Raw genomic sequence first — 24,586 nt, 5'->3', positions numbered from 1 at the left:
CCGCCGCGGCCCCCCCGGGGGGGGGGGGGGGGCGCCGGGGGGGGGGGCCCCCCCCCCCCCCGCGGGGCGGGGGGGGGCGCGGGGGGGGGGGGGGCCCCCCCCGGGCCCCCCGGGGGGGGCCCCCCACTCACGTACCGGCGCGCGGCCTCAGCCCGTCTTGGCGAACTCCGCGAGGTAGGTCTCGCAGAACGCCTTCAGGTCGTCCGGCTTGCGGCTGGTGATCAGCCGGTTGGAGCCGTGGTCGCAGACCTTGACCTGCTCGTCGACCCAGGTCGCGCCCGCGTTGCGCAGATCGGTCGCGAGGCTGGGCCAGGAGGTCAGCACCCGGCCCCGTACGACGTCGGCCTCGACCAGCGTCCACGGGGCGTGGCAGATCGCGGCGACCGGGCGGCCCTGGTCGAAGAAGTCCTTGACGAACGCCACGGCCTTCTCGTCGGTGCGCAGGAAGTCGGGGTTGGCGACGCCGCCCGGCAGCACCAGGCCGCCGAAGGAGTCGGCCGACGTCTCGCCCACCACCTCGTCCACGGGGAAGGTGTCCGCCTTGTCGAGGTGGTTGAACGCCTGGACCTCGCCCGGCTGCGTCGACACCAGCACCGGTTCGTGACCGGCGTCCCGCGCCGCCCGCCACGGCTCGGTCAGCTCGACCTGCTCCACGCCCTCGGGCGCGGTCAGAAATGCGATGCGCATGATCTCTGTACGTCCTTTCGACATCTCAAGTGGGTCGGCCGTCACCCGGCGTCGCGGGCGTCCGGCTCGGCGCGGCTGATGTCGGCGAGCGCGGAGTCCGCCTCCCGGGCCGCGGCCAGGTCGCCGAGGCTGACCATGCCGACGGGCAGCCCGTTCTCCACCACCGGCAGCCGGCGTACCGCGTGCTCGCGCATCAGCGCCACCGCGTCCGCCACCGGGTCGTCGGGGCCGACCACCAGCGGATCGGGGGTGCACACCGACCGGACGCCCACCGCCAGCGGGTCGACGCCCTCGGCGACGGCCCGCACGGTGATGTCCCGGTCGGTGAGCACCCCGACCACGCGCTGCCCGTCGGCCACCACGACGTCGCCGATGTTCTGCCCGGCCATCAGCCGCGCCGCCTCCATGAGCGAGGCGTCCGGCCGGACGGCGACCACACCGGGGGTCATCACGTCCTTCACACGGGTGGTCATGATCCGGCCCTCCACTAACTGCCCGGAGCCGTGCCGGTGACCGCCTCGGCCAGCTCCTGGACCGTGCCGTAGCGCGCCTCGTGGGGCAGCGCCTGGACCCGTTCGACCAAGGCGTCGGGCGCGTGGCCGTGCCGCAGGGCGCGGGCCACCTCGCGCGGCGTCGCGGGGAACGTGCCGCGCGTCAGGTTCCGGGCCAGCTCCAGCCGGAGCGTCTCCAGTGACGACGGCCCCCGGCCCGGTGTGACCGGACCGTTCATGACCTCCGGGTCGTCCTCGGCGGTCGGCTCCGGGTCGTTCCACTCCTCGGTGCGCGTGGGGTGCCCGGACTTGAGCATTCCCTGCAGTTCGTGCTTCATCTCGTCGTCACGGTGGACGCTCAGCCGGTCGCTGCCTCGCTGCATGTCTCCCTCCACATCCTTCGGGGGTCCGCACCGCGTACCCGGCGAGCGCGCGGCGACACGGGAAACCGCGCGGGTTTGCCCGGTGCGGAGCGGGAACCCGCCCCGCACCCCCCACGCCTCACCCTCTCCTCCGGAAGGACGGACAGGACCATGGCGGTGCTGCTCGCTCTGCTCATCCCGGTCCTCATGCTCGGCGTGGTGCTGGCCCTCGGCTGTTACGAGGATCTGCTGCTGCCGGGCGCGGACGCCGAACCGACGCCCGACACCCCCGCCCCCGCCCTCGACCCGGCGGTCCCGGCCGCCGGGCCGGTCCCGGCTCCCGCCCCGGCCGGGACTGCCGCGGTTTCCCTCTGACGCCCTGCTCCGGGCCGCCCCTGCCGCCTCACACCGGCCGGTGCGGCCGGAGCAGGCGGGAAACCCGTCGGGTCACCCGCGCGGGGGCGCCGGTCCCGCGAACGGCCCAGGGCGGCGCGCGGGACGGGGCCGGGCGGGCTGTGATGGCCGCAGGGGGCGCGAGTGCCGTGCCCCCCGAGCCGTCGCTCGAAGGAGCCCGCCCCATGCGCCGCACCGCCCGCGCCCTGTCCGTCGCCGCCCTGGCCGGCGCCGCCCTGACCACCGGCCCCGCACCCGGCCACGCGGCCCCGGCCGTCCGCGGGACGGCGGCCCCGGCCGGGCCGGTACGTGCGGTGGGTGCGGCGGGCCCGGCTGGGCCGGTACGTGCGGTGGGCGCGGCTGGGCCGGTACGTGCGGTGGGCGCGGCTGGGCCGGTACGTGTGGCGGGCGCGGGCGGGCCGGTACGTGCGGTGGGTGCGGCTGAACCGGTACGTGCGGCGGGCCCGGCTGAACCGGTACGTGCGGCGGGCCCGGCTGGACCGGTACGTGCGGCGGGTGCGGCCGGACCTGTACGTGCGGTGGACCCGGTCGGGCCGGCCGAGGCGGAGGAACCGCTTGACTCGGAGCTGCCGGAGATCCCCGACGCGGACGAACCGCTCGACGAGGAGATCCCGGACGCCGGGGAGCCGCCCGGCCCGGCCGAGGTCCCCGGGGAACCGGCCGGGGCGGAGGCGGGGCGGCGGCCCGGCGGCCGGGAGCCCGCCGCCGAGGTCAGCCCCGGGACCGTCGAACCGGGCGGCACCGTCACCGTGTCCGTCTCCTGCCCCGGCGTCCACGGCACCGCGCCGGCCGTCCTGGACGCCACCTCGCAGGCGTTCGACGAGGGCACGGTCGCGCTCCGCAAGGTCCCCGGCGACGACGACAAGGGCGCCGGACCCGCCTACCGGGGCACCGCCCGTATCGCCCCCGCCGCGAACTTCGAGGGCGGCCCGGACTCCGCCGGCCCCGACACCGACTGGACCGTCGACGGCACCTGCCCGGGGCCGCGCGGCGCCGGGGGACCCGCGTGGAGCGCCACGTTCACCGTGCTCAGGCCGGGCGGCAAGCCCTGCCCCGAGCCGGTCCGGCCGGGCGGCCACTGCGGCACCACCAAGCCGCCCTGCCCGGTGACCGTGCGCCCCGGCGAGCCCTGCGACGCCCCGCCGCCCCCGCACGGCGTGCACGCCGGCCAGGGCGGCGCCTTCACCGACTCCGTCCCCGCCCTGGTCGCCGGCGGCGTCCTGATCGCGGGCGCGCTCGCCGCCGCCGCCCACCGGCTGCGCTTCCGGGACCGCGCGGCCGGCCGCTGACCGCGCGTTCCTCCGTGATCCGCGCGACCCGTTCCCGCAGCCATGGTCCGGGGGCGGGGTGGGTACTCAGAGGACGGGCGGGCGGGACGGGCCCGGCGAGGCGTACGACACCGGGCGGACCGGGCGGAGGTACGGATGGGGCGCACGGTCACCGAAGGGCACGGCCCCGTCCGGTACGGGCCGCCGCTCCCCGACGACGGCCTGCCGCTGCCCCCGGAACTCACCGAAGTGCTCGCCGGCGCCGCCGGCCGCGCCGCCGCCGACCCGGCCGGCGGCGCCCCCGCCCTGCTGGACGCCGCCCGCGGCTACTGGGACCGCCGCGGCCTGCCCACCGAATCCGGCCGGGTCGCCGCCGCCCCCGGCGCCCCGCCGCTGCTGCTGGCGCTGACCGCCGCGCTCGGCGGCGACGTCCTGGTGCCCAGACCCTGCGCCGCCTGGTGGGCGCCGTACGCCCGGCTGATCGGCAGACCCGTCTTCCACGTGCCCACCCCCGCCGAGTCCGGCGGCGTCCCCGACCCGTACGCCCTGCTGGAGACCGTCCGCCGGGTCCGCGCCGAGGGCGGCGACCCCAGGCTGCTGGTGCTCTCCGTCGCCGACGACCCCACCGGCACCGTCGCCCCGCCCGAACTGCTGCACGAGACCGTCGAGGCCGCCGCCGGCGAGGGCCTGCACCTGGCCGCCGACGAGACCTGGCGCGACACCCTGCACGGCCCCCACGCCACGATGCTGCTCAGCCCGGCCGAGATGCTGCCCGAGCACGTCACCGTCGTCACCGACCTGGCCGGCGCGCTGCTCCCGCCGGGCTGGCCCGCCGCCGTCGCCCGCTTCCCCGCCGGCGCCGCCGGGGACGCCCTCCACGCACGCGTGCTCGACGTGCTCACCGCGCTCGGCGCCCGCGTCGCCTCCCCGGTCACCGCCGCCGCCGCGTACGCCCTGGCCGAACCCGCGCCGGTCACCGCCCGCCGCGCCGCCGCCGTACGCCTGCACGCACGGGTGGCCGCCGCCGTGCACGCCGCCGTCACCGGCGCGGGCGCGCTGTCCCGGCCGCCCCGGGCCGGCCGCCACCTGTACGCCGACCTCTCCCCGCTGCGCGGCGCGCTCGCCGGGCGGGGCGTCGGCGATGCCCAGGAACTGGAGGACTTCCTCACCGGCCGGCTCGGCCTGCCCGCCCCCGGCGGGCACCGCTTCGGCGACGACCTCGCGACCCCGCGCGTACGGCTGTCCACCGGGCCCCTGCTGGGCGCCTCGGACGAGCAGCGCGCGGCCTGTCTCACCGCACCCGATCCACTGGAACTGCCACACCTGCAACGCGCGTTGAACGATCTGAAGACAGTCTTCGACGATCTGCGCGACGCCCAGCGATGGGAGCCTCACCGATGACGCAGCAGTCCGAGCCGACCACCACCACGCCCGTCGGGGACACCGGCGCCCCGGCGGGCACGTCACCGCTGACGCCCTCCCCGCCGCCCGCCGCGCCCCGCCCGCTGGGCGAGCGCCGGGTGTGGCCGCGCACCTTCCACGACCGGCTGACCACCCCGCTGCCCGGCCTGAGGGCCGCCGCCCGGTTCGCCCGCGAGGGCGCCGTCAGACCCGGCCCCGAGGGTCTCGCCGGCATCCCCCACCTGCCGTACGAACCGGGCCCGCTGCCCCGCGTGGACGCCCGCACCGTCGCCGTCACCTGGGCGGGGCACGCCAGTTGGGTGGTGCGGGTCGGCGGGCTGACCGTCCTCACCGACCCGGTCTGGTCCCGGCGCATCCTGGGCACCCCGGCCCGGATCACGCCCGTCGGCGTCGCCTGGGACGCGCTGCCGCCCGTCGACGCGGTCGTCATCAGCCACAACCACTACGACCACCTGGACGCCCCCACCCTGCGCCGACTGCCGCGCGACACCCCGGTGTTCGTCCCGGCCGGGCTCGGCCGCTGGTTCCGCCGCCGCAAGTTCACCCGGGTCACCGAGCTGGACTGGTGGGAGGCGGCCGAACTGCGCGGCGTCCGCTTCGACTTCGTACCGGCCCACCACTGGTCCAAGCGCACCCTCACCGACACCTGCCGCACCCTGTGGGGCGGCTGGGTCCTCACCGACCCCGACGGCCGGCGGGTGTACTTCGCCGGGGACACCGGCTACGGCCACTGGTTCGAGCGCATCGGCCGCCGCTACCCCGGCATCGACCTCGCGCTGCTGCCCATCGGCGCCTACGACCCGCGCTGGTGGCTGAGCGACGTGCACTGCGATCCGGAGGAGGCGGTCCAGGCCGCCCAGGACCTCGGGGCCCGCCGGATGGCCCCCATGCACTGGGCCACCTTCGTCCTCTCCGCCGAGCCCGTCCTGGAACCCCTCACCCGGGTCCGGGCCGCCTGGCAGCGGGCGGGCCTGCCCCGCGAGCACCTGTGGGACCTGCCGGTGGGCGCCTCCCGCGTCCTGGACCGCGGATAGCGGCGGGGGAGGGCTACGCCTTCGCCGGGCGCCGCATCCGCTTCCACAGGCCCGGCGCCACGCCGACCACCACCGTCAGCACCACCGCCGCCGCCACGCCCTCCCACGGCTCCTTGAACAGCGAGCCGCCGAGTATCCCGATGAGCTGGTACGTCACCGCCCACGCCAGACAGGCGGGAAGGTTGCCGCGGACGAAGCGCCGCACCGGCCACTTCGCCATCAGACAGGCCAGCATCACCGGGATACGGCCGGCCGGCACCAGCCGGGACAGCACCAGCACCGCCACCCCGTGCCCGGCGAGCTTCTCCTGCGCCTGCGCCAGCCTGTCCTCGGGCGCCCGCGAGCGGATCGCCTCCAGCCAGCGCGACCCGTTCTTCGACTTCATCCCGCGCCGGCCCAGCCAGTACAGCGCCAGGTCCCCGAGGAACGCCGCCAGCGAGGCCGTCAGGAACACCATCCCCAGCGAGATCGCCGTCCGGTGGAACGCCACCACCGCCGCCGAACTCACCAGCGCCCCCGTCGGCACCACCGGCACCAGCGCCCCGATCAGCACCAGCAGGAACAGCGACGGATAGCCGAGCGCCTGCTGCGTCGTGTCCGGCGGAATCACCGTGACGGCGGCGAGCCAGGTCACCGGGCAGCCTCCAGCCGCACGCTCTCCCCGTGCCCGAGCCGGTGCACCGCCACCCCCGGTGCGCGCAGCGCCGCCAGGCGCGCGAACTCGTCGCCCGGCGTGTGGAACTCGTGGGGGCGCACGGCGTCCATCCCGATCGGCCAGTACGTGCCGTAGTGCACCGGCACCGCGCTGCCCGGCGACAGTCGCGCCAGCGCCTCGGCCGCCCGCCCCGGGTCCAGGTGCCCCTCACCGAGGTACGGCCCCCAGCCGCCGACCGGCAGCAGCGCCGCGTCGACCGGACCGACCTCCTCGGCCATGCCGTCGAAGAGGGCGGTGTCCCCGGCGAAGTACGTCCGGCCCTCGCCCTCGATGACATAGCCCAGCGCGGGGGAGCGGCGCGGTCCCAGCGGCAGCCGCCGCCCGTCGTGTTCGGCGGGCACCACCCTTATCCGCAGATCCCCGGCGGCCGTCTCGTCGCCCGGCAGGACCTCGGTCAGCGAGAGGTGGGAGAGCCGGCGCAGACCCGGCACGGTCCGGGGCGCGCCCCGGGGCACGAGCAGGCGCGTGCCCGGCGCGAGCCGCGCGAGCGACGGCACATGCAGATGGTCGGCGTGCAGATGGGACACCAGCGCGATGTCGGCACGCCAGGCGCTCGACGGCGGAAGTGCGCCCCTCCTGCGGCGCAGATGCGCCAGACGCCGGGCGAACAGGGGATCGGTGAGAACGCGTATGCCCGAGTCCTCGACCGTGCAGGTGGCATGACCCCACCAGGTGACCTCCACCGGCACCTCTTTGCCTCCTTCGCGCGACTCCCCGCAGCCTACGTCCAGGAGTAGGGTCGGCGGCGAAAACCGGAGGTGAGAGGGGGACGCCATGGGACCGGTGAGGGTGACGGCGATCGCGAGTCTGACGCCGCTGGAGGAACTGGACGCCGATCCCTTCCTGGTGGACTCCCGCAGCCAGCACGCCATGTGCGCCCGCTGGGCCGCCGAGCAGGGCTACGTCGTCACCCGGGAACTGCTGGTGAGCGGATTGCGCCCGGACCACGACGCCCTGTGGGACGGGGTCCGCCCGGGACGCGACCTGTTCGTCGCGCCCAGCCTCCGGGTCCTTCGCAGCGCCCTCGCCTCCGTGGACGGCTTCACCGCCGAGTGCGCCCGGCGCGGGGTCCGGGTGGAGACCGTCGGCCACGCGGAACCCCGCTACGACGCCTGGATGAAGGCGTGCGTGCACCGCCGCCTGTCCATGCCGACGGCCGGCTACGACGGCCGCTGACCCCCGCCTCCGAGGGGGGACGAACAGCAGGTCCCGGGCGTTGTGGCAGGGTGGTGGGGGTCCGCGCCGAGGGCGGGCCCGGGACGTGAGGTGTGCGAAGCGTGGGTGGAGGGCGTTGGCGGCGGGTCGCCCGCCAGATCGGCCGGAGCGTCGCGGTGTGGGCGGTCTCCACGGTCACCATGCTGGTGCTCGCCGGCCTGCTGCCGGACTTCCAGCTCCAGTCCCCCGACGGCGACAGCGCCACCCGGATCGCGGTCACCGCCGCGTTCGGCGCCGGCGCCTTCGGCCTGCTGTCGGCGCTGGTGTGGCCGCTGCTGGTCCGGCTGCTGCTGCTGGTCCCGGCCCTGGTCCTCGGGCTGCTGGTGTTCTTCCTCAACGGCGCGCTGCTGCTGGTCGCGCTCCGCGTCAACCCCTCCGCGCACGGCGCCGCCGCCCCGGAGACCGCGGTGGTCGTCGCCGCCGTGATGTCCGCCGTCGCCTCCGCCACCGGCGCCGCCCTCGCGGTCCGCGACGACGACGCCTACCGCCGCCGGCTCTCCCGCCTGGCCGACCGCCGCCGCGGCTCCGGGCCGCCCTGCCCGCCCGGCCCCGGCACCGTCTTCGTGCAGTTGGACGGCGTCGGCCACGACGTGCTGCGGGCCGCCGCCGACAAGGGCCTGATGCCCACCGTGGCCCGCTGGACGGGGGCCGGCCCGGAGCCCGCCAGCCACCGCCTGACCCCCTGGCGCACCGACTGGTCCAGCCAGACCGGCGCCAGCCAGCTCGGCATCCTGCACGGCAGCACCTTCGACGTCCCGGCGTTCCGCTGGTACGAGAAGGACAGCCGGGAGGTGATGGTCTGCAACCGCCCCTCCAGCGCCGCCGAGCTCCAGCGCCGCGCCGTCGAGCGCACCGGCGACGGCGGGCTGCTCACCTTCGACGGCGCCAGCCGCGGCAACCTGTTCAGCGGCGGCGCCGACGAACAGGCCCTGGTGCTCTCCATCGCCGTGCGCCGCCGCAGCCGCGAGACCCGCTCCCGCGCCGGGTACTTCGCCTACTTCTGCGACCCGGCCAACGCGGTGCGCACCGCCCTGTCCTTCGTCGCCGAGGTCGGCCGCGAGATCGGCCAGTCCACCCGGGCCCGCTTCCGCAAGGTCCGCCCCCGGGTCTCGCGCGGCGGCCTCTACCCGTTCGTCCGCGCCTTCGCCACCGTCGTCGAGCGGGACGTCGTGGTCGCCGCCGTGATGGGCGACATGCTGGCCGGCCGCACCGCCGTCTACGCCGACCTGGTCGCCTACGACGAGGTGGCGCACCACTCCGGGCCGCTCGGCCGGGACGCCGAGCAGGTCCTGCGACGCCTGGACCGGTCGCTGGCGCTGATCGAGAAGGCCGCCGAGCACGCCCCCCGCCCGTACCGGATCGTGGTCCTCTCCGACCACGGCCAGAGCCCCGGCGAGACCTTCCAGGCCCGCTACGGCCTGACCCTGGCCGACCTGGTCCGGGCGGGCTGCGGGCTGCCCGTGCCGCGCCGGGCGCGCCGCACCCGCAGCGGCGCCGAGGCCCGCAACACCGTCCGCGCGGCGATGGGCCGGCCCGTGGAGGAGGGCGCCGGGCAGCACCGCCCCGCGACCCGCGGCGCCGAGCCGCTGGTCCTGGCCTCCGGCAACCTGGGCCTGGTCTCCTTCCCGGACGTCCCGCACCGGATGAGCCGGGAGGAGATCGACGCCCGCCACCCCGCGCTGCTCACCACCCTCGCCAACCACCCCGGCATCGGCTTCCTGCTGGTGCGCAGCGAGCGGCACGGCGGCCTGGTGCTCGGCGCGCGAGGCGCGGAGACACCCCTGGACCGCCTCGACGAGGACCCCGGCCCGCTGGCCCCCTTCGGACCCGGTGCCGCCGACGCGGTGCGCCGCACCCACTCCTTCCCGCACACCGCCGACATCATGGTCAACTCCTTCCACGACCCGGCCGACGGCGAGGTCCTCGCCTTCGAGGAGCAGATCGGCTCGCACGGCGGGCTCGGCGGCGCCCAGTCCAAGGCGTTCCTGCTGTCACCGACGGACTTCTCCCCGCCGGTCTCCGAAGGGACGGAACTGGTCGGCGCCGAGCGGGTGCACCAGGTGCTGCGGCGCTGGCTGCGGGAGTCCGACGGCCCCCAGGTGCCGCTGGACGATCCACGGCTCACGGTCCGCGAACCCGCACCTTTTGCGGTGCCCGACGGGGTCGTACAGGACAAAAGCGCCTGATTTGGCGGGGTGTACGGCCATGTCCGACCATGGTCGGCGGCCCGGCGATCCCGGGCAGCAGTTCGAAGAGAGGCGCACCACCCCATGCACGTCCCCGGGACCGTCCCCCCGTCGGCTCCGGCCCCCGCCGGCGACCCCGGCCGGCACGCCCGCCGGTTCGGGCTGCCCGTGGCCACCGCCCTGGTCATGGGCAACATCATCGGCGGCGGCATCTTCCTGCTCCCGGCCTCCGTCGCCCCGTTCGGCACCGTCAGCCTGCTCGCCTTCGGCGTGCTCACCGTCGGCGCGATCGCCCTCGCCCTGGTCTTCGGCCGGCTCGCCGCCCGCGACCCGCGCACCGGCGGCCCCTACGTCTACGCCCGCGAGGCGTTCGGCGACTTCGCCGGGTTCCTCGCCGCCTGGGCGTACTGGATCACCACCTGGGTCTCCAACGCGGCCCTCGCCGTCGCCGCCGTCGGCTACCTCGACGTCCTGGTCCCGGTGAACGACCACCGCTGGACCGCCTGCCTGGCCGCCCTCGCCCTGCAGTGGCTGCCCGCGCTCTCCAACTTCGCCGGCACCCGGTACGTGGGCGCCGTCCAGATGGTCTCCACCGTGCTGAAGTTCGCGCCGCTGCTGCTGGTCGCCGTCGGCGGCCTGTTCTTCTTCGACGCAGGCAACCTCGGCCCGTTCGACGCCTCCGGCGGCGGCACCGTCGGCGCGGTCTCCGCCTCCGCCGCGATCCTGCTCTTCTCCTACCTCGGCGTGGAGTCCGCCGCCGTCAGCGCCGGCGAGGTCAAGGACCCCCGGCGCACCGTCGGCCGCGCCACCGTCATCGGCACCGCGGGCGCCGCCCTGGTCTATCTGCTGGGCACCCTCTCCGTCTTCGGCACCGTCCCCCACGACCGGCTGGTCCACTCCACCGCCCCCTTCTCGGACGCCGTGAACGCCATGTTCGGCGGCTCCTGGGGCGGCTGGGCGGTGGCGCTGGCCGCGCTGGTGTCCATGACCGGCTGCCTCAACGGCTGGACGCTGCTGAGCGCCCAGACCCCCTACGCCGCCGCCCGCGACGGGCTGTTCCCGGCCGCGTTCGCCCGCAGGCGGCGCGGGGTGCCCACGGTCGGCGTCGGCGTCACCGTGGTGCTGGCCTCGCTGCTCACCGTCTACAACTACACGTCCGGCTCGGCGAAGGTCTTCGAGATCCTGGTGCTGGTCACCACGTTCACCGCGACCGTGCCCTATCTGCTGGCCACCGCCGCCCAGTTGTTCCACCTGCTGTCCGGCCGCGCCGAACTGGTCGACCGGGGACGGCTGGTGCGGGACGCCGTGGTCGCGGCGGTGGCGGCGGCCTTCTCGCTGTGGCTGGTCGCCGGGGCCGGTTACGCGGCCGTCTACCAGGGCGTGCTGTTCCTCTTCGCGGGCGTGCTGGTGTACGCGGTGATGGCGGGCCGCCGCAACCGCCGGAGCCGTTCAGCCACCGGTGAACCCCCGTTCCCCGTGGAGCGGGCCGGAGTGTGATCGGATAGGGAGCCGAGGAATCCGTAACTGCGAAAGGAACCGCCGTGGCAACCACGCGCTCCGCACACACCGTCTGGGAAGGCAACCTGCTCCAGGGCAACGGTGTCGTCACCTTCGACTCGTCCGGCATCGGCGAGCAGCAGGTGTCGTGGCCGTCGCGCGCCGAGCAGGCGAACGGCCGGACCAGCCCCGAGGAGCTGATCGCCGCCGCCCACTCAAGCTGCTTCTCCATGGCGCTGTCGAACGGTCTGGCCAACGCGGGCACCCCGCCCACCAAGCTGGTCACCTCGGCCGACGTCACCTTCCAGCCGGGTGAGGGCATCACCGGCATCCACCTCACCGTGGAGGGCACCGTCGACGGCCTCGACGACGACGCGTTCGTCGCCGCCGCCGAGGACGCCAAGAAGAACTGCCCGGTGAGCCAGGCCCTGACCGGCACCACCATCACGCTCTCGGCCAAGCTCGCCTGAGCACCGGCCGGGCAGGGGGCGGTCACAGACCCGCCCGCTCCCAGCCCGGCCGGTCCGGACGCGGCCCCAGTCGCCGGGGGTCGCGCGAGCGGTAGACGACGTACGGCCGGACCAGGTACTGCACCGGCGCGCTGAACATGTGCACCAGCCGCGTGTACGGCACCAGCGCGATCAGCACCATGCCGACGACCGCGTGCACCTGGTACAGCACCGGCACGCCCGTCATCAGGGCCGTGTCCGGGCCGAGCCGGAACAGGCTGCGCGACCAGGGCGCGATGGTGGTCCGGTAGTCGTAGCCGGTGCCGGTGGAGTGGGCGAGCTTGGCCACCATGCCGAGGACGATCGCGGCCAGCAGGAAGACGTACATCACCTTGTCGTTGGCGGTCGTCGCCTTGAACACGGGGGCGTTGGTGCGGCGCCGGTAGACCAGGGCGGCGATCCCGGCGACCGTCAGCGCCCCGGCCGCCGTGCCGCCGATCAGCGAGAACAGGTGGTAGGCCCGCTCGTTCACACCGACCGCGGACGTCCACGACTCGGGCACGAACAGGCCGATCAGATGGCCGACGAGGACGAACAGGATGCCGTAGTGGAACACCGGCGAGGCGATGTTCAGCAGTTTCGACTCGTACACCTGGGAGGACCGGGAGGTCCAGCCGAACCGGTCGTAGCGGTGCCGCCAGACCAGCCCGGCGACCAGCGACAGGAAGGCGAGGTAGGGCAGGACGCCCCAGAGGAAGGCGGTCATCGGCGGGCTCCGGCGGTCGCGGGCGGCAGGGTGGCGCACACCGCGTCCAGCACGCGGGCGTAGGGCGTGCCGTACGCGGTGAGCCGGGAGCGGAGCTGCTCCAGGGCGTCGCGGTACTCGACGAGCAGGCCCGTCTCCCCGGAGCGGGAGGTGAACTCCAGCACGGCCGGGAGGAAGTCGGGGAGTTCCTCGCCGGTGCACTCCAGGCCGTGGGCGCGGTACAGCTCCTTGAAGCGGACCAGGGACATGCCGCGCCGCCGGGTGTCGCCGTCGCTCCACCAGCTCAGGTACAGGCTGTGCCGGTTCTTGAAGTCGAAGACCTCCACGTAGTGCGCCTGGAGGTCCCCCGGTGGCGTGCGGGCCGCGTGGTCGGTGAACTCCCGCAGCGGCGGCGCCGCCTCGCGCAGCAGCGGCAGCCGGGCCCGGAAGCCGTCGTCCGGGTAGGTCAGACAGAGCGCCGCCGCCTGGTACAGCACCTCGAAGCCGGGCATCAGACCTCCTCCTGGTCGTCGGCGGTCTGCCGCCGGCGCAGCTTGTGGAAGTTCTCCACCGGCACCAGCGGCAGCCGCTTGCGTCCCGAGTCCTGTCCGAACGGTCCGTCGCCGTCCACCGCGCAGGTGTCCGGCAGCGCGGACGCCTCCAGCCGGTGCGCGTCCCCGACGGCGGCCGTCGGGATGACGTACCGCTCCTCGTACTTGGCGATGGCCAGCAGCCGGTACATGTCCTCGACCGCCTCCGGCGTCATGCCGACGGCGGCCGGGACCTCCGGGTCGGGGTCCTCGCCGAGGGTGACGGCCCGCATGTGGGCGCGCATCGCGGCGAGCTTCTCCAGCGAGGCCCGCACCGGAGCGGTGTCCCCGGCCGCGAACAGCTCCGCCAGGTACTCCAGCGGGATGCGCAGGGTGTCGATGGCGCCGAACAGGTTGCCCGCGTCCTCCCCGTCGTGCCCGGTCCCGGTCAGCGCGTCCACCACCGGCGACAGCGGCGGGATGTACCAGACCATCGGCATGGTCCGGTACTCCGGATGCAGCGGCAGCGCCACCCGGTACCGGCTGACCAGGGCGTGCACGGGCGAGCGCCGCGCCGCCTCCAGCCAGTCGTACGGGATGCCCGCCGCCTCGGCGGCCCGCCGCACCGCGGGGTCCTCCGGGTCGAGGAACACGTCCAGTTGCGCCCGGTACAGGTCCCGTTCGTCCGGGACCGCGGCGGCGGCCGCCACCTTGTCGGCGTCGTAGAGCAGCACGCCCAGATAGCGCAGCCGGCCCACGCAGGTCTCCGAGCAGACGGTGGGCTGGCCGGCCTCGATCCGCGGGTAGCAGAAGGTGCACTTCTCGGCCTTGCCGGTGCGGTGGTTGAAGTACACCTTCTTGTACGGGCAGCCGGTCACGCACATCCGCCAGCCCCGGCAGCGGTCCTGGTCGACCAGGACGACGCCGTCCTCGGACCGCTTGTACATCGCCCCGGACGGGCAGGAGGCCACGCACGAGGGGTTGAGGCAGTGCTCGCAGATGCGCGGCAGATAGAACATGAAGCTCTCCTCGAAGGCGAACTTCACCTTGTCGGAGACCTGCCGGCGGGTGCGTTCCACCATGGGGTCGAGGTCGCCGTAGGCGGGGGCGCCGCCGAGGTTGTCGTCCCAGTTCGACGACCAGGTGATCTTCATGGGCTTGCCGTCGAGCTGGGAGACGGGCCGGGCCACCGGGTAGTCGCCGCCGAGCGGGGCGTCGGTCAGGTTCTTGTAGTCGTACGTCCAGGGCTCGTAGTAGTCCTTGATCTCCGGCAGCTTCGGGTTGGAGAAGATCCCGGCGAGCTTCTTCAGCCGGCCGCCCGCCTTGAGCCGCAGGGCGCCGCGCCTGTTCAGCTCCCAGCCGCCGCGCCACTTGTCCTGGTCCTCGTAGCGGCGGGGGTAGCCCTGGCCGGGGCGGGTCTCGACGTTGTTGAACCAGACGTACTCCATGCCCCGGCGGTTGGTCCACGCCTGTTTGCAGGTGACCGAACAGGTGTGGCAGCCGATGCACTTGTCGAGGTTCATCACCATGGCGATCTGGGCCATCGGACGCATCAGTACGTCACCTCCTGGCTCCGGCGGCGGATCACCGTGACCTCGTCGCGCTGATTGCCGGTCGGGCCGAGGTAGTTGAACGCCCAGGACAACTGGGCGTAGCCGCCGACCAGATGGGTGGGTTTGAGGAGCAGACGGGTCAGGGAGTTGTGCACGCCGCCGCGCATCCCGGTGGTCTCCGCCAGCGGCACGTTGACGGTGCGTTCCTGCGCGTGGTGCATGTAGACGGTGCCGGCCGGCATCCGGTGCGAGACGATCGCGCGGGCCACCACGACCCCGTTGCGGTTGACCGCCTCGATCCAGTCGCCGTCGGCCACCCCGATCGCGTCGGCGTCCTGCGGGGCCATCCAGATCACCTGGCCGCCCCGGGAGAGGGAGAGCATGAACAGGTTGTCCTGGTACTCGGAGTGGATCGACCACTTGTTGTGCGGGGTGAGGTAGCGGACGGTCACCTCGCGGGTGCCGTCCGGGCCGAGCCGGGGCTCGCCGAACAGCCGGTTCATGTCCAGCGGCGGCCGGTAGACGGGGAGCGCCTCGCCCAGCTCGTGCATCCAGTCGTGGTCGAGGAAGAAGTGCTGCCGGCCGGTGAGGGTGTGCCAGGGCTTGAGGTGCTCGGTGTTCAGGGTGAACGGCGCGTAGCGGCGCCCGCCGGTCTCGCTGCCCGACCACTCCGGCGAGGTGATCACCGGCACCGGCGCAGCCTGGGTGTCGGCGTAGCCGATCCGCTTGCCCTCGTGCTCGGCGGCCAGGTGGGCCATCGGCTGCCCCGTCTTCTTCTCCAGGGTGCGGAAGCCCTGGACGGCGAGGCGGCCGTTGGTGGTGCCGGACAGCGTGAGGATGGTGTTCGCCGCCTTCACCGCCGTGTCCAGCGCGGGGCGCCCGTCGGCGGGGCCGCCGCGTACCGTGCCGTTCAGGTGCCGCAGCTTCTCCGCCTCCTCGTCCGGGCGCAGGGCGATGCCCTTGGCGGGCAGGCCCTTGGCCTCCACGAGCGGACCCAGCGCGGCGAACTTCGCGCCGATCGCCGTGTAGTCCCGTTCCACGACGGCCAGCGCGGGCATGGTCCGCCCCGGCTCCGGCTCGCACTCGCCGCGCCGCCAGTCCCGGACCACGCCGCCCGGCTGCGCGGTCTCGGCGGGGGTGTCGTGCTGGAGCGCGGAGGCGACCAGGTCCTTGCGGACGCCCAGATGGGTGACGGCGAGTTCGCTGAGCTTGTCGGCGAGCGCCTTGAAGGTGTCGAAGTCGGTGCGGGCCTGCCAGGGCGGGTCCACGGCCGGCGAGAAGGCGTGCACGAAGGGGTGCATGTCCGTGCTGGACAGGTCGTGCTTCTCGTACCAGGTCGCGGCCGGCAGCACCACGTCGGACAGCAGGGTGGAGGAGGTGTGCCGGAAGTCCAGCGACAGCAGCAGGTCGACCTTCCCCTCCGGCGCCTCGTCCCGCCAGACGACGTCCCGGGGCCGCTCCCCGGGCGCCGCCTGTTCGGCCCGCAGCGAGGAGTGGGTGCCGAGCAGGTGCTTGGTGAAGTACTCGGCGCCCTTGGCCGAGGAGCCCAGCAGGTTGGACCGCCACAGCGTCACGATCCGCGGCCAGTTCTCGGGCGCGTCGGGGTCCTCGCAGGCGAACCTCAGCGTCCCCGCGCGCAGTTCGGCCACCGCCCTGGCCACCGGGTCGCCGAACGCCTCGCCCAGCTCCAGGGGGTTGCGGTCGAAGGTCGGGTACGACGGCATCCACCCCGAGCGGGCCGACAGGGCGAGGCAGTCGGCGGCGGTCATCCCCGCCAGGGCGCCCCCGGCCAGCGGTGAGGCGAGGACGTCGGCGCCGAACCGGTCGTAGCGCCACTGGTCGGTGTTGAGGAACCAGTACGCGGTGCCGATCATCTGCCGGGGCGGGCGCGACCAGTCCAGGGCGCCGGCGAGGGAGGCCCAGCCGGTCAGCGGGCGGCACTTCTCCTGGCCCACGTAGTGCGCCCAGCCGCCGCCGTTGCGGCCCTGGCAGCCGGTGAGCTGGAGCAGCGCGAGGAAGGTGCGGTAGATCGTCTCGGAGTGGAACCAGTGGTTGGTGCCCGCGCCCATCAGGATCATGCAGCGGCCCCCGGACCGCTCGGCGGTCCGCGCGAACTCCCGGGCGACGCGCACGCAGGCCGCCGCCGGGACCGAGGTGTGGGTCTCCTGCCAGGCGGGGGTGCCGGGCGCGGCGGCGTCCTCGTAGGAGGCCGGCCAGTCGCCCGGCAGCGCGGGGCGGCCGACGCCGTACTGGGCCAGCAGCAGGTCGAACACCGTCGTCACCAGCGGGCCGTCCGGTCCGCCCAGACGGGTCGCGGGCACCCCGCGCCGGACCACGTCCCCGCGGCCCTGCCCGTGCGGGCCGCCGTCGGTGTCGAAGCGGGGCAGCAGCACCTCGACGCCCGTCGCGGCCCCGTGACCGCCCAGGCTGAGCCGGGGGCGCACGTCCCCGAGATCGAGGTTCCAGCGGCCCTGGTCCGCCTCGTTCCAGCGGAAGCCGAGCGAGCCGTTGGGGACCACGGCCCGGCCCGTCTCCTCGTCCAGCACCACCGTCTTCCACAGCGCGTCCTCGCCGCCCTGCCCGAGGTCGGCGGCGCGCAGGAACTTCGCGGGCACGTACGCCCCGTCCCGCTCGGTGAGCGTCACCAGGAACGGCAGATCGGTGAAGCGCCGTACGTAGTCCGTGAAGAAGGGCGTCTCCCGGTCGACGAAGAACTCCTTCAGCACCACGTGCCCCATGGCCAGCGCCAGCGCCCCGTCCGTGCCCGGGTGCGGATGCAGCCACTGGTCGGCGAACTTGGCGTTGTCGGCGTAGTCCGGCGCCACGACCACGACCTTCTGCCCCCGGTAACGGGCCTCCGCCATCCAGTGCGCGTCCGGCGTCCGGGTCACCGGCAGATTCGTCCCCCACATGATCAGATACTGGGCGTCCCACCAGTCGCCCGACTCCGGTACGTCCGTCTGGTCGCCGAACACCTGCGGCGAGGCCACCGGCAGATCGGCGTACCAGTCGTAGAACGACAGCATCGGGGCGCCGATCAGGGAGTGGAAGCGGGCGCCCGCCGCGTGCGACACCATCGACATGGCCGGGATCGGCGAGAACCCGGCGATCCGGTCCGGGCCGTGCGTACGGATGGTGTGCACATGGGCGGCGGCGATCAGCTCCACCATCTCGTCCCAGTCCGCCCGGACCAGCCCGCCCTTGCCGCGCGCCCGCTGGTAGCGGCGCCGCCGCTCCGGGTCGCCCTGGAGGTCCGCCCAGGCCAGCACCGGGTCGCCGAGCCGGGCCTTCGCCTCCCGGTACATCTCCAGCAGCACCCCGCGCACGTACGGGTGTCGCACCCGGGTGGGGGAGTACGTGTACCAGGAGAACGCGGCCCCGCGCGGGCAGCCGCGCGGCTCGTACTCGGGACGGTCCGGGCCGACCGACGGATAGTCCGTCGCCTGCGCCTCCCAGGTGATGATGCCGTCCTTGACGTACACCTGCCAGCGGCACGAACCGGTGCAGTTCACGCCGTGCGTGGAGTTGACCACCTTGTCGTGGCTCCACCGCTCCCGGTAGAAGGCGTCCGATTCCCGCCCGCCGACCAGCCCGATGCTGTGCAGGTCGGGCGCGGCCGTGCCCGGCCGCAGGAAGCGGCCCGCGCGCAGCAGCGCCGCTCCCGGCTCGGCGGGCGGTGTCCGTGTGTCCGTCACATGCGCTCCCTTGCTGGCCCCGGCTCCTCGAACCTAGGGGCGGGCGCGGGAGCGCACCCGTTCACGGCGCCCGTACGGGTCAGGGCTTGCGCGCCACCCCGGCGTACACCGGCACGATGCCCTCCGCCTGCGCGGCCACGTCCTCCGCCTCCGGACGCCACCCGGTCACCGGGATCACCCCGGGGCCCAGCAGCTCCAGCCCGTCGAAGAACCGCGCGAACTCGGCCAGCGCACGCGGGAAGAACGGGGTGCCGCCCCGGGCGAACAGCGCGGCGGCCTTCGCCACCGCCTCCGGGTTCAGGTCCGGGGTGACCTGCGACAGGATCAGGTGACTGCCGGGGGCGAGCGCGTCGACGTACCGCTTCACCAGCCCGTACGCGTCGTCGTCCAGGTAGTGCGTGAGCGCCACCAGGGACAGCGCGACCGGCCGGCCGAGGTCCAGCGACCCGCCCGCCAGACGCAGGATCGTCTCCGGGTCGCGGGCGTCGGCGTGCACGTAGTCGGTGCGGCCCTCGGCGGAGCCGTGCAGCAGCGCCTCGGCGTGCCGCAGCACGATCGGGTCGTTGTCCGCGTACACCACCCGGGACCCGGCGGCCACGCCCTGCGCGACCTGGTGCAGGTTCGGCTCGGTGGGGATGCCGGTGCCGATGTCGAGGAACTGCCGGACGCCCGCCTCGGCCACCGTGCGGACCGCCCGGTGCATGAACCGGCGGTTGGCCCGCGCCCCGCGCACCGCCGTCTCGTCGGCGGCGAGGATCTGGCGGGCCAGCTCCTCGTCCACCGGGTAGTTGTCCTTGCCGCCCAGCCACCAGTCGTAGACACGGGCGGGGTGCGGCCGGCTGGTGTCGACGGGCGGCACGGCGTCGGTTCGGGTCATGCTCGGTGCTCTCCTCGGGTCGGCGTGCGGTGGCGCGGACGGACCGGGTCAGTAGCTCTCGCGGCACTCCCGCAGGATCTGCGCGGTGCGCCGCGTGGAGGCGGCCAGCGCCGTCATGTGGTCCAGGACCTCCAGGTGCGCGGAGACCTCGGTGCGCGAGTCCAGGTAGAGGGCGCCGGTCAGGTACTCGGTGACGACCAGGTCCGGCAGCTCCGGTTCGGCGAAGCGGAACAGGGTGAACGGCGCGTACGTCCCCGGGTGCGGGCCGTCCGCGAATTCGGCGATCTGCAAAGTCACCCGGTCCCGGGCGGCGAACTCCAGCAGCTTGTCGAGCTGTTCGCGCATCACCGAGCCGTCGATGCTCACCGGGCGGCGCAGCACCGTCTCGTCCATGACCACCCACAGGTGGGGCGGGTCGGGCCGCTCCAGCAGCCCCTGCCGTTCCTTGCGCAGCGCCACGTGCCGCTCGACCGCCTCCGCGCCGACGGTGCCGACGGTCCCGGCGGCCAGCACGGCCCGCGCGTACTCCTCCGTCTGGAGCAGGCCCGGCACGAAGTGCGGCTCGTAGGAGCGGATGATCCGGGCGGCGCCCTCCAGGCTCACGTACAGGCTGAACCAGTCCGGCAGCACGTCGTGGTAGCGCTGCCACCAGCCCGGCCGGTTCGCCTCCTCCGCGAGCGAGACGAACGCCGCCACCTCGCCCTCCGGCACCCCGTACGCGGTCAGCAGGAGCTGGAGGTAGGGGATCTTCAGGGCGACCTCGGCGGTCTCCATCCGCCGGACGGTCGCCGGGGCCACCCGCAGGACCCTCGCCGCCTGCTCCCGGGTGAGGCCGGCGGTCTCCCGTAACTCCCGCAGCCGTCTGCCCAGCACCACCTGGCCGACGGTGGGCGCGGCCCGCCGCTCGCTCAACGCCCCGCCTCCCCGACCCGTTCAGGCATGGCGGAAGTCTGTCATGTTCCGCCCCACGATCACAGCGCGGACCGGCGGCATTACCCGGCGGGTAATCGACCGCCGACCGCCCGGCCGGGAGAGTGGAGCACGTACCGGACCCGACGCCCCGGAGGGTGACTTCCCATGACCACGACCCACATCGCCGCGCTCGCCCGCACCGCCGAGCCCGAGGCGATGCTCCGCCGGTTCCTCGCCCTGGACGCCGCCGTGACCGGCGCCAACGCGCTCGCCTACCTCGCCCTGTCCGGCCCGCTGGGCCGCTTCCTCGGCGCCGGCTCCCGCACGCTGCTGGCCCTCGGCGCCTTCCTCGCCCTCTACGCCGGGGCCGTCGCCCTGCTCGCCGCCCGCCGCAGGCCGCCGGCGCCCGGGGTGCGGGCGGTGGTGGAGGCCAACCTCGCCTGGGCCGCGGTGAGCGTCGCCGCCCTCGCCCTGTGGCTGGAGCCCACCACGGCCGGCGCCGTCTGGACGGTCCTCCAGGCCCTCGTCGTGGCCGGCTTCGCCCTGCTCCAGCACCTGGCCCTGAGACAGCGTCAGGGCATGAGCGTCTGAAGGTACTTCACCGTCGCCGGGTCGGCCGGGAGCAGCGTCTCGATGGCCAGCTCGGCGACGGTCACGTCCATCGGCGTGTTGAACGTGGAGATGGACGAGATGAACGACAGGGTGTGCCCCTCGTGCTCGATCCGCATCGGCAGCGCGAAGTACGGCACCGGCTCGTCCGGCTCCGCGCCGGGCGCGTCCGCCGGGACCGGGTACCCGGCCACCTCCTCGTACAGCGCCCGCAGCCGCTCCGAGCGGTGCAGGGCGATCTGCCGTTCCATCTGGGCCAGCAGATGCCCGCGCCACTCGCGCAGATTGCGGATGCGCGGGGCGAGGCCCTCGGGGTGCAGGGTCAGCCGGATCGCGTTGACCGGCGGCTCCAGCAGGTGCTCCGCCAGGCCCTCCATCAGCATCAGCACACCCCGGTTGGCGGCCAGCACCTGGTACGTGGCGTCTACCACCAGCGCCGGGTAGGGCTCGTAGCCCCGGATCAGCCGCTCCATGCCCGCGCGCAGGGCGTCCAGCGCCGGGTCGTCCAGCGGGGTCTCCGGGTAGCGCGGGGCGTAACCGGCCGCCAGCAGCAGCGCGTTGCGCTCCCGGACGGGCACCTCCAGGTGTCCGGCGAGCCGCAGCACCATCTCCTCGCTCGGCCGGGAGCGGCCCGTCTCGATGAAGCTGATGTGCCGGGCGGAGGAGTCGGCGCGCAGCGCCAGCTCCAACTGGCTGACCCGGCGCCGCTCCCGCCAGGCCCGCAGCAGCGGGCCCACACCCCGGTCGGTGACGGCGACGGCGGCGGGGGAGGGGGAAACGGTCATACCGGGAACGGTAGTCGACGAACCGCCGGAACCGGCAGGTGCCGGTGTGCTGACCAGCCCCCCGGCGGCCGGGCTGTGGCAGGCTGAGGGGACCCGGAACCCGTGAGGTGAGGAGCGCGCCCATGACCGTCCGACCGCTGCCGCGCGAAGAGATCGAGGAGCGGCTCGCCGCGCTGCCGGGCTGGTCGCTCGACGGCGACCGGATCACCCGTTCCTACCGGCTCGCCTCGCACTCCGCGGCCACCGCGATGGTCGTGCACATCGCCCAGGTCCAGGACGAACTCGACCACCACTCCGACCTGACCCTCGGCTACGACACCGTGTCGCTGAGCGTGCACACCCACAGCGCGGGCGGCGCCGTCACCGGCAAGGACCTGGAGCTGGCCCGCCGGGTGGAGGAACTGGCCGCCGGTCACGGGGCGCAGTGAGCGCCGTGCTGGACTACGACCAGGAAGCCGAGCGGTACGACGCCCTGCGGGGCGGCGAGCCCCGCGCCGAGGCCGCCGCCGCGGCGGTCCTCGGCCTGCTCCCGGCACACGTCCGCGCCCTGCTCGACGTGGGCTGCGGCACCGGCATCGTCACCCGGCGACTGGCCGCCGCCCGCTCGGGGCTGCGGGTGACCGGCGTGGACCTCGCCCCCGCCATGCTGCGCCGCGCCGCCGGCAAGCTGCCCGGCCGGGTGGTGCGGGCCGACAGCCGCCGGCTGCCGTTCGCCGACGGGGTGTTCGACGCGGTCAGCAGCGTCTGGCTGCTGCACCTGGTCGGCAGCCCCGACGCCGCGCGGACCGTGGTCGGCGAGTGCGCCCGGATGCTGCGCCCCGGCGGGGTGTACGTCACCACCGTCGACAAGGGCGCCGCGCACAACGTCGGCAGCGACATCGACGCCGTGCTCGCCGCCCGGCCGCCGAGCCTGCCCCCGGACACCGGCCGGGCCGTCGAGGCGTACGCCCGCGAGCACGGCCTGCTCCCGGCGGGCCGGGCCCGCTTCACCGGCCACGGGCAGGGCCGCAGTCCCCGGCGGACCATCGCGGACCTGCGGCGCGGCTGGTTCATGACGCTGCCGCCCGGCACCCCGCTGGCCGACCTCTTCGCCGCCCGGCTCGCGGCCCTCCCCGACCAGGACCGGCCCCGCCCGGACCCGGTGTTCGCCCTGCGGGCGTTCCGCAAACCCTGAGGAAACCCGGGCGGGCGGGGCGGCAACCTCCGGGCCCCCGGCGGCGACGGGTAGTCGGAATCCTTCCGTCCTCCCAGGAGGCCCCCCATGAGACACCCGCACCGGCACCGTGGACGCCGGGTCTCGATCCCGGCCCTCGCTGTCGCCGCCGCCCTGGCCGGCACCGCGCTGACCCTCACCCCCGACACCGCCGAGGCGGCCACCGCCCGGCAGGTGGAGAAGCTCGACCGGGGCGTGGTCAGCGTGTACACCGGCACCGGCAACCTGATCAGTTGGCGCTGGCTGGCCACCGACCCCGACAACGTCTCCTTCAACGTCTACCGGGCCGGCACCAAGGTCAACTCCACGCCGGTCACCGGCTCCACCAACTACTTCCACTCCGGCGCCCCGAACTCCGCCGACTACACCGTCCGCGCCGTCGTGGGCGGCGTCGAACAGGCCGACTCGGTGCACGCGATCCAGTTCCGCGCCGGCTACAAGGACGTCCCCCTCTCCCCGCCCGCCGGCGGCACCACCCCCGACGGCGTCGCCTACACCTACGAGGCCAACGACGCCTCCGTCGCGGACCTCGACGGCGACGGCGCCCTCGACTTCGTCCTGAAGTGGCAGCCCACCAACGCCAAGGACAACTCCCAGTCCGGGTACACCGGCAACACCGTCGTCGACGGCATCAGACTCGACGGCACCCGGCTGTGGCGGATCGACCTCGGCCGCAACATCCGCTCGGGCGCCCACTACACCCAGTTCCAGGCGTACGACTACGACGGCGACGGCAAGGCCGAGGTCGCCATGAAGACCGCCGACGGCACGGTCGACGGCACCGGCGCGGTCATCGGCAACGCCTCCGCCGACCACCGCAACTCCAGCGGCTACGTCCTGTCCGGGCCCGAGTACCTGACCATGTTCAACGGGCAGACCGGCAAGGCCATGGGCACCGTCGACTACGTGCCGGCCCGGGGCACCGTCTCCTCCTGGGGCGACTCCTACGGCAACCGCGTCGACCGCTTCCTGGCCGGCACCGCCTACCTGGACGGCGCCCGCCCCTCCCTGATCATGGCCCGCGGCTACTACACGCGGTCCGTCATCGCCGCCTGGGACTGGCGCGGCGGTGCCTTCACCCGCCGCTGGACCTTCGACACCAACTCCTCCACCAACGCCGGCAAGGGCTACGACGGCCAGGGCTCGCACAGCCTGTCCGTCGGCGACGTCGACAACGACGGCAAGGACGAGATCGTCTACGGGGCGATGGCCGTCGACGACAACGGCAGCGGCCTGTGGACCGCGCGGACCGGCCACGGCGACGCCCAGCACCTGGCCGACCTCGACCCGTCCACACCGGGGCTGGAGTACTTCAAGGTCTCCGAGTCCGCCTCCCAGCCCGCCGAGCTGTACCTGAACCCCGCGAACGGCAGCGTCCGCTGGAAGCTCGCCGCCTGCTGCGACAACGGCCGGGGCGTCGCCGGGGACATCTGGGCGGGCAACGACGGCGCCGAGGTCTGGTCCGCCTCCGACACCTCGGTCCGCGACGAGGCCGGCGCCACCAAGGGCCGCGAACCGTCCTCCGCCAACTTCCTGTCCTGGTGGGACGGCGACCCCGTCCGCGAACTCCTCGACGGCACGAAGATCGACAAGTACGGCACCTCGTCCGACACCAGGCTGCTGACCGGCTCGGGCGTCGCCTCCAACAACGGCACCAAGGCGACCCCGGCCCTGTCGGGCGACATCCTCGGCGACTGGCGCGAGGAGGTCGTCTGGCGCACCAGCGACAACAGGAACCTGCGGATCTACTCGACGCCGTACGAGACGGGCACCCGGATCACCACCCTGCTGCACGACACCATGTACCGCACGGGCCTGTCCTGGCAGAACAGCGGCTACAACCAGCCGCCGCACCCGAGCTTCTACCTGGGTGACAAGATGCCGGCGGCCCCGCGCCCGGCGGTCTACACCCCGTGAAAGCCGGTGG

General features: G+C 74.5%; 24 protein-coding genes. 12 read left to right on the top strand and 12 right to left on the bottom strand.

Annotated features, from left to right (window positions below):
* Window positions 1-147: 147 nt before the first annotated feature.
* The 3 genes from ACFY32_RS17345 to ACFY32_RS17335 are packed head-to-tail and all read right to left on the bottom strand — an operon-like array spanning window position 148 to window position 1,561.
* The gene (locus tag ACFY32_RS17345; RefSeq protein WP_390674610.1) at window positions 148-687 is read right to left on the bottom strand and encodes a type 1 glutamine amidotransferase domain-containing protein; all 540 of its coding nucleotides are present in this window, start codon (window positions 685-687) and stop codon (window positions 148-150) included.
* Window positions 688-728: 41 nt separating this feature from the next.
* A complete protein-coding gene (locus ACFY32_RS17340; protein WP_390674609.1) occupies window positions 729-1,160 on the bottom strand; it encodes a CBS domain-containing protein in 432 nt (143 codons plus the stop codon).
* A 14-nt stretch (window positions 1,161-1,174) separates the two neighbouring features.
* On the bottom strand, window positions 1,175-1,561 hold the full coding sequence (locus tag ACFY32_RS17335) for a DUF2795 domain-containing protein (protein ID WP_390674608.1): 387 nt from the start codon (window positions 1,559-1,561) through the stop codon (window positions 1,175-1,177).
* Window positions 1,562-1,711: 150 nt separating this feature from the next.
* On the opposite strand from ACFY32_RS17335, the gene ACFY32_RS17330 reads away from it, so the two are divergent.
* The 4 genes from ACFY32_RS17330 (at window position 1,712) to ACFY32_RS17315 (ending at window position 5,678) form a co-directional block, all read left to right on the top strand.
* Window positions 1,712-1,915, top strand: coding sequence for a hypothetical protein (locus ACFY32_RS17330; RefSeq protein WP_390674607.1), 204 nt, complete (start codon window positions 1,712-1,714; stop codon window positions 1,913-1,915).
* A gap of 557 nt (window positions 1,916-2,472) precedes the next feature.
* Complete coding sequence (locus tag ACFY32_RS17325) at window positions 2,473-3,243, top strand: hypothetical protein (RefSeq protein WP_390674606.1); 771 nt, start codon at window positions 2,473-2,475, stop codon at window positions 3,241-3,243.
* 135 nt (window positions 3,244-3,378) lie between these two features.
* A complete protein-coding gene (locus ACFY32_RS17320; protein ID WP_390674605.1) occupies window positions 3,379-4,623 on the top strand; it encodes an aminotransferase class I/II-fold pyridoxal phosphate-dependent enzyme in 1,245 nt (414 codons plus the stop codon).
* Entirely contained in the window at window positions 4,620-5,678 is a 1,059-nt protein-coding gene (locus ACFY32_RS17315; RefSeq protein WP_390674604.1) for an MBL fold metallo-hydrolase, read from the top strand. The genes ACFY32_RS17320 and ACFY32_RS17315 overlap by 4 nt, the downstream gene beginning before the upstream one ends.
* A 13-nt stretch (window positions 5,679-5,691) precedes the next feature.
* On the opposite strand, the gene ACFY32_RS17310 is transcribed toward ACFY32_RS17315, so the two are convergent.
* Together ACFY32_RS17310 and ACFY32_RS17305 are read right to left on the bottom strand one after the other, a co-directional pair.
* Window positions 5,692-6,312: a DedA family protein gene (locus ACFY32_RS17310; RefSeq protein WP_390674603.1), complete on the bottom strand. Its 621-nt coding sequence runs from the start codon at window positions 6,310-6,312 to the stop codon at window positions 5,692-5,694.
* On the bottom strand, window positions 6,309-7,082 hold the full coding sequence (locus tag ACFY32_RS17305) for an MBL fold metallo-hydrolase (RefSeq protein WP_359197060.1): 774 nt from the start codon (window positions 7,080-7,082) through the stop codon (window positions 6,309-6,311). Before ACFY32_RS17305 ends, ACFY32_RS17310 begins: the two co-directional genes overlap by 4 nt.
* Before the next feature lie 85 nt (window positions 7,083-7,167).
* Between ACFY32_RS17305 and ACFY32_RS17300 the strand changes: the two genes are divergently transcribed.
* The 4 genes from ACFY32_RS17300 (at window position 7,168) to ACFY32_RS17285 (ending at window position 11,761) form a co-directional block, all read left to right on the top strand.
* Window positions 7,168-7,569, top strand: coding sequence for a hypothetical protein (locus ACFY32_RS17300; protein WP_359197057.1), 402 nt, complete (start codon window positions 7,168-7,170; stop codon window positions 7,567-7,569).
* 101 nt (window positions 7,570-7,670) lie between these two features.
* Entirely contained in the window at window positions 7,671-9,794 is a 2,124-nt protein-coding gene (locus tag ACFY32_RS17295; protein WP_359197055.1) for a phage holin family protein, read from the top strand.
* A gap of 84 nt (window positions 9,795-9,878) precedes the next feature.
* Complete coding sequence (locus ACFY32_RS17290; RefSeq protein WP_359197052.1) at window positions 9,879-11,291, top strand: amino acid permease; 1,413 nt, start codon at window positions 9,879-9,881, stop codon at window positions 11,289-11,291.
* A gap of 44 nt (window positions 11,292-11,335) precedes the next feature.
* Window positions 11,336-11,761 carry an OsmC family protein gene (locus tag ACFY32_RS17285; RefSeq protein ID WP_359197049.1) on the top strand — a complete coding sequence of 142 codons (426 nt, stop codon included), beginning with the start codon at window positions 11,336-11,338 and terminating at the stop codon, window positions 11,759-11,761.
* A gap of 22 nt (window positions 11,762-11,783) precedes the next feature.
* On the opposite strand, the gene narI is transcribed toward ACFY32_RS17285, so the two are convergent.
* The 6 genes from narI to ACFY32_RS17255 all read right to left on the bottom strand — a co-directional run bounded on the left by narI (window position 11,784) and on the right by ACFY32_RS17255 (window position 20,052).
* Window positions 11,784-12,506, bottom strand: a complete 723-nt coding sequence (gene narI / locus ACFY32_RS17280) for a respiratory nitrate reductase subunit gamma (protein WP_390674602.1) — start codon at window positions 12,504-12,506, stop codon at window positions 11,784-11,786.
* Window positions 12,503-12,997, bottom strand: coding sequence for a nitrate reductase molybdenum cofactor assembly chaperone (gene narJ, locus ACFY32_RS17275; protein WP_390674601.1), 495 nt, complete (start codon window positions 12,995-12,997; stop codon window positions 12,503-12,505). Before narJ ends, narI begins: the two co-directional genes overlap by 4 nt.
* The gene (narH, locus tag ACFY32_RS17270; protein ID WP_390674600.1) at window positions 12,997-14,568 is read right to left on the bottom strand and encodes a nitrate reductase subunit beta; all 1,572 of its coding nucleotides are present in this window, start codon (window positions 14,566-14,568) and stop codon (window positions 12,997-12,999) included. The genes narJ and narH overlap by 1 nt, the downstream gene beginning before the upstream one ends.
* Window positions 14,568-18,263 (bottom strand): nitrate reductase subunit alpha, encoded by a 3,696-nt coding sequence (locus ACFY32_RS17265; protein WP_390674599.1) that lies wholly within the window; start codon window positions 18,261-18,263, stop codon window positions 14,568-14,570. Before ACFY32_RS17265 ends, narH begins: the two co-directional genes overlap by 1 nt.
* A gap of 79 nt (window positions 18,264-18,342) precedes the next feature.
* Window positions 18,343-19,140, bottom strand: a complete 798-nt coding sequence (locus ACFY32_RS17260; protein ID WP_390674598.1) for an SAM-dependent methyltransferase — start codon at window positions 19,138-19,140, stop codon at window positions 18,343-18,345.
* A 48-nt stretch (window positions 19,141-19,188) separates the two neighbouring features.
* Window positions 19,189-20,052, bottom strand: a complete 864-nt coding sequence (locus ACFY32_RS17255; protein WP_359197032.1) for a helix-turn-helix transcriptional regulator — start codon at window positions 20,050-20,052, stop codon at window positions 19,189-19,191.
* Between the two features lie 165 nt (window positions 20,053-20,217).
* On the opposite strand from ACFY32_RS17255, the gene ACFY32_RS17250 reads away from it, so the two are divergent.
* Complete coding sequence (locus ACFY32_RS17250; RefSeq protein ID WP_359197029.1) at window positions 20,218-20,643, top strand: hypothetical protein; 426 nt, start codon at window positions 20,218-20,220, stop codon at window positions 20,641-20,643.
* Here the strand turns inward: ACFY32_RS17250 and ACFY32_RS17245 are convergent.
* A complete protein-coding gene (locus tag ACFY32_RS17245; protein ID WP_359197026.1) occupies window positions 20,625-21,446 on the bottom strand; it encodes a helix-turn-helix transcriptional regulator in 822 nt (273 codons plus the stop codon). The two genes, ACFY32_RS17250 and ACFY32_RS17245, sit on opposite strands and share 19 nt — an antisense overlap.
* A gap of 122 nt (window positions 21,447-21,568) precedes the next feature.
* Here ACFY32_RS17245 and ACFY32_RS17240 point away from each other — a divergent pair, with 122 nt between their 5' ends.
* From ACFY32_RS17240 to ACFY32_RS17230, 3 genes are all read left to right on the top strand, one after another.
* Window positions 21,569-21,874, top strand: coding sequence for a 4a-hydroxytetrahydrobiopterin dehydratase (locus ACFY32_RS17240; protein WP_359197024.1), 306 nt, complete (start codon window positions 21,569-21,571; stop codon window positions 21,872-21,874).
* 5 nt (window positions 21,875-21,879) lie between these two features.
* Window positions 21,880-22,620: a methyltransferase domain-containing protein gene (locus ACFY32_RS17235; protein ID WP_359197330.1), complete on the top strand. Its 741-nt coding sequence runs from the start codon at window positions 21,880-21,882 to the stop codon at window positions 22,618-22,620.
* Between the two features lie 87 nt (window positions 22,621-22,707).
* Window positions 22,708-24,576, top strand: a complete 1,869-nt coding sequence (locus tag ACFY32_RS17230; protein ID WP_359197021.1) for a rhamnogalacturonan lyase — start codon at window positions 22,708-22,710, stop codon at window positions 24,574-24,576.
* Window positions 24,577-24,586 lie beyond the last annotated feature (10 nt).

The organism is Streptomyces sp. NPDC000134 (genome assembly GCF_042899225.1).
Lineage (GTDB): Bacteria > Actinomycetota > Actinomycetes > Streptomycetales > Streptomycetaceae > Streptomyces.
Note: the sequence above shows the minus strand (reverse complement) of the source record. Positions and strands in the feature narration are given on the sequence as shown.

What these genes read in the sequence shown, in the direction of transcription:
- narH (WP_390674600.1), bottom strand. Translation starts at nt 14,568, where the DNA reads ATGCGTCCGATGGCCCAGATCGCCATGGTGATGAACCTCGACAAGTGC.
- ACFY32_RS17250 (WP_359197029.1), top strand. Translation starts at nt 20,218, where the DNA reads ATGACCACGACCCACATCGCCGCGCTCGCCCGCACCGCCGAGCCCGAG.
- narJ (WP_390674601.1), bottom strand. Translation starts at nt 12,997, where the DNA reads ATGCCCGGCTTCGAGGTGCTGTACCAGGCGGCGGCGCTCTGTCTGACC.
- ACFY32_RS17345 (WP_390674610.1), bottom strand. Translation starts at nt 687, where the DNA reads ATGCGCATCGCATTTCTGACCGCGCCCGAGGGCGTGGAGCAGGTCGAG.
- ACFY32_RS17260 (WP_390674598.1), bottom strand. Translation starts at nt 19,140, where the DNA reads ATGACCCGAACCGACGCCGTGCCGCCCGTCGACACCAGCCGGCCGCAC.
- ACFY32_RS17240 (WP_359197024.1), top strand. Translation starts at nt 21,569, where the DNA reads ATGACCGTCCGACCGCTGCCGCGCGAAGAGATCGAGGAGCGGCTCGCC.
- ACFY32_RS17290 (WP_359197052.1), top strand. Translation starts at nt 9,879, where the DNA reads ATGCACGTCCCCGGGACCGTCCCCCCGTCGGCTCCGGCCCCCGCCGGC.
- ACFY32_RS17330 (WP_390674607.1), top strand. Translation starts at nt 1,712, where the DNA reads ATGGCGGTGCTGCTCGCTCTGCTCATCCCGGTCCTCATGCTCGGCGTG.
- narI (WP_390674602.1), bottom strand. Translation starts at nt 12,506, where the DNA reads ATGACCGCCTTCCTCTGGGGCGTCCTGCCCTACCTCGCCTTCCTGTCG.
- ACFY32_RS17230 (WP_359197021.1), top strand. Translation starts at nt 22,708, where the DNA reads ATGAGACACCCGCACCGGCACCGTGGACGCCGGGTCTCGATCCCGGCC.
- ACFY32_RS17300 (WP_359197057.1), top strand. Translation starts at nt 7,168, where the DNA reads ATGGGACCGGTGAGGGTGACGGCGATCGCGAGTCTGACGCCGCTGGAG.
- ACFY32_RS17315 (WP_390674604.1), top strand. Translation starts at nt 4,620, where the DNA reads ATGACGCAGCAGTCCGAGCCGACCACCACCACGCCCGTCGGGGACACC.
- ACFY32_RS17320 (WP_390674605.1), top strand. Translation starts at nt 3,379, where the DNA reads ATGGGGCGCACGGTCACCGAAGGGCACGGCCCCGTCCGGTACGGGCCG.
- ACFY32_RS17245 (WP_359197026.1), bottom strand. Translation starts at nt 21,446, where the DNA reads ATGACCGTTTCCCCCTCCCCCGCCGCCGTCGCCGTCACCGACCGGGGT.
- ACFY32_RS17335 (WP_390674608.1), bottom strand. Translation starts at nt 1,561, where the DNA reads ATGCAGCGAGGCAGCGACCGGCTGAGCGTCCACCGTGACGACGAGATG.
- ACFY32_RS17340 (WP_390674609.1), bottom strand. Translation starts at nt 1,160, where the DNA reads ATGACCACCCGTGTGAAGGACGTGATGACCCCCGGTGTGGTCGCCGTC.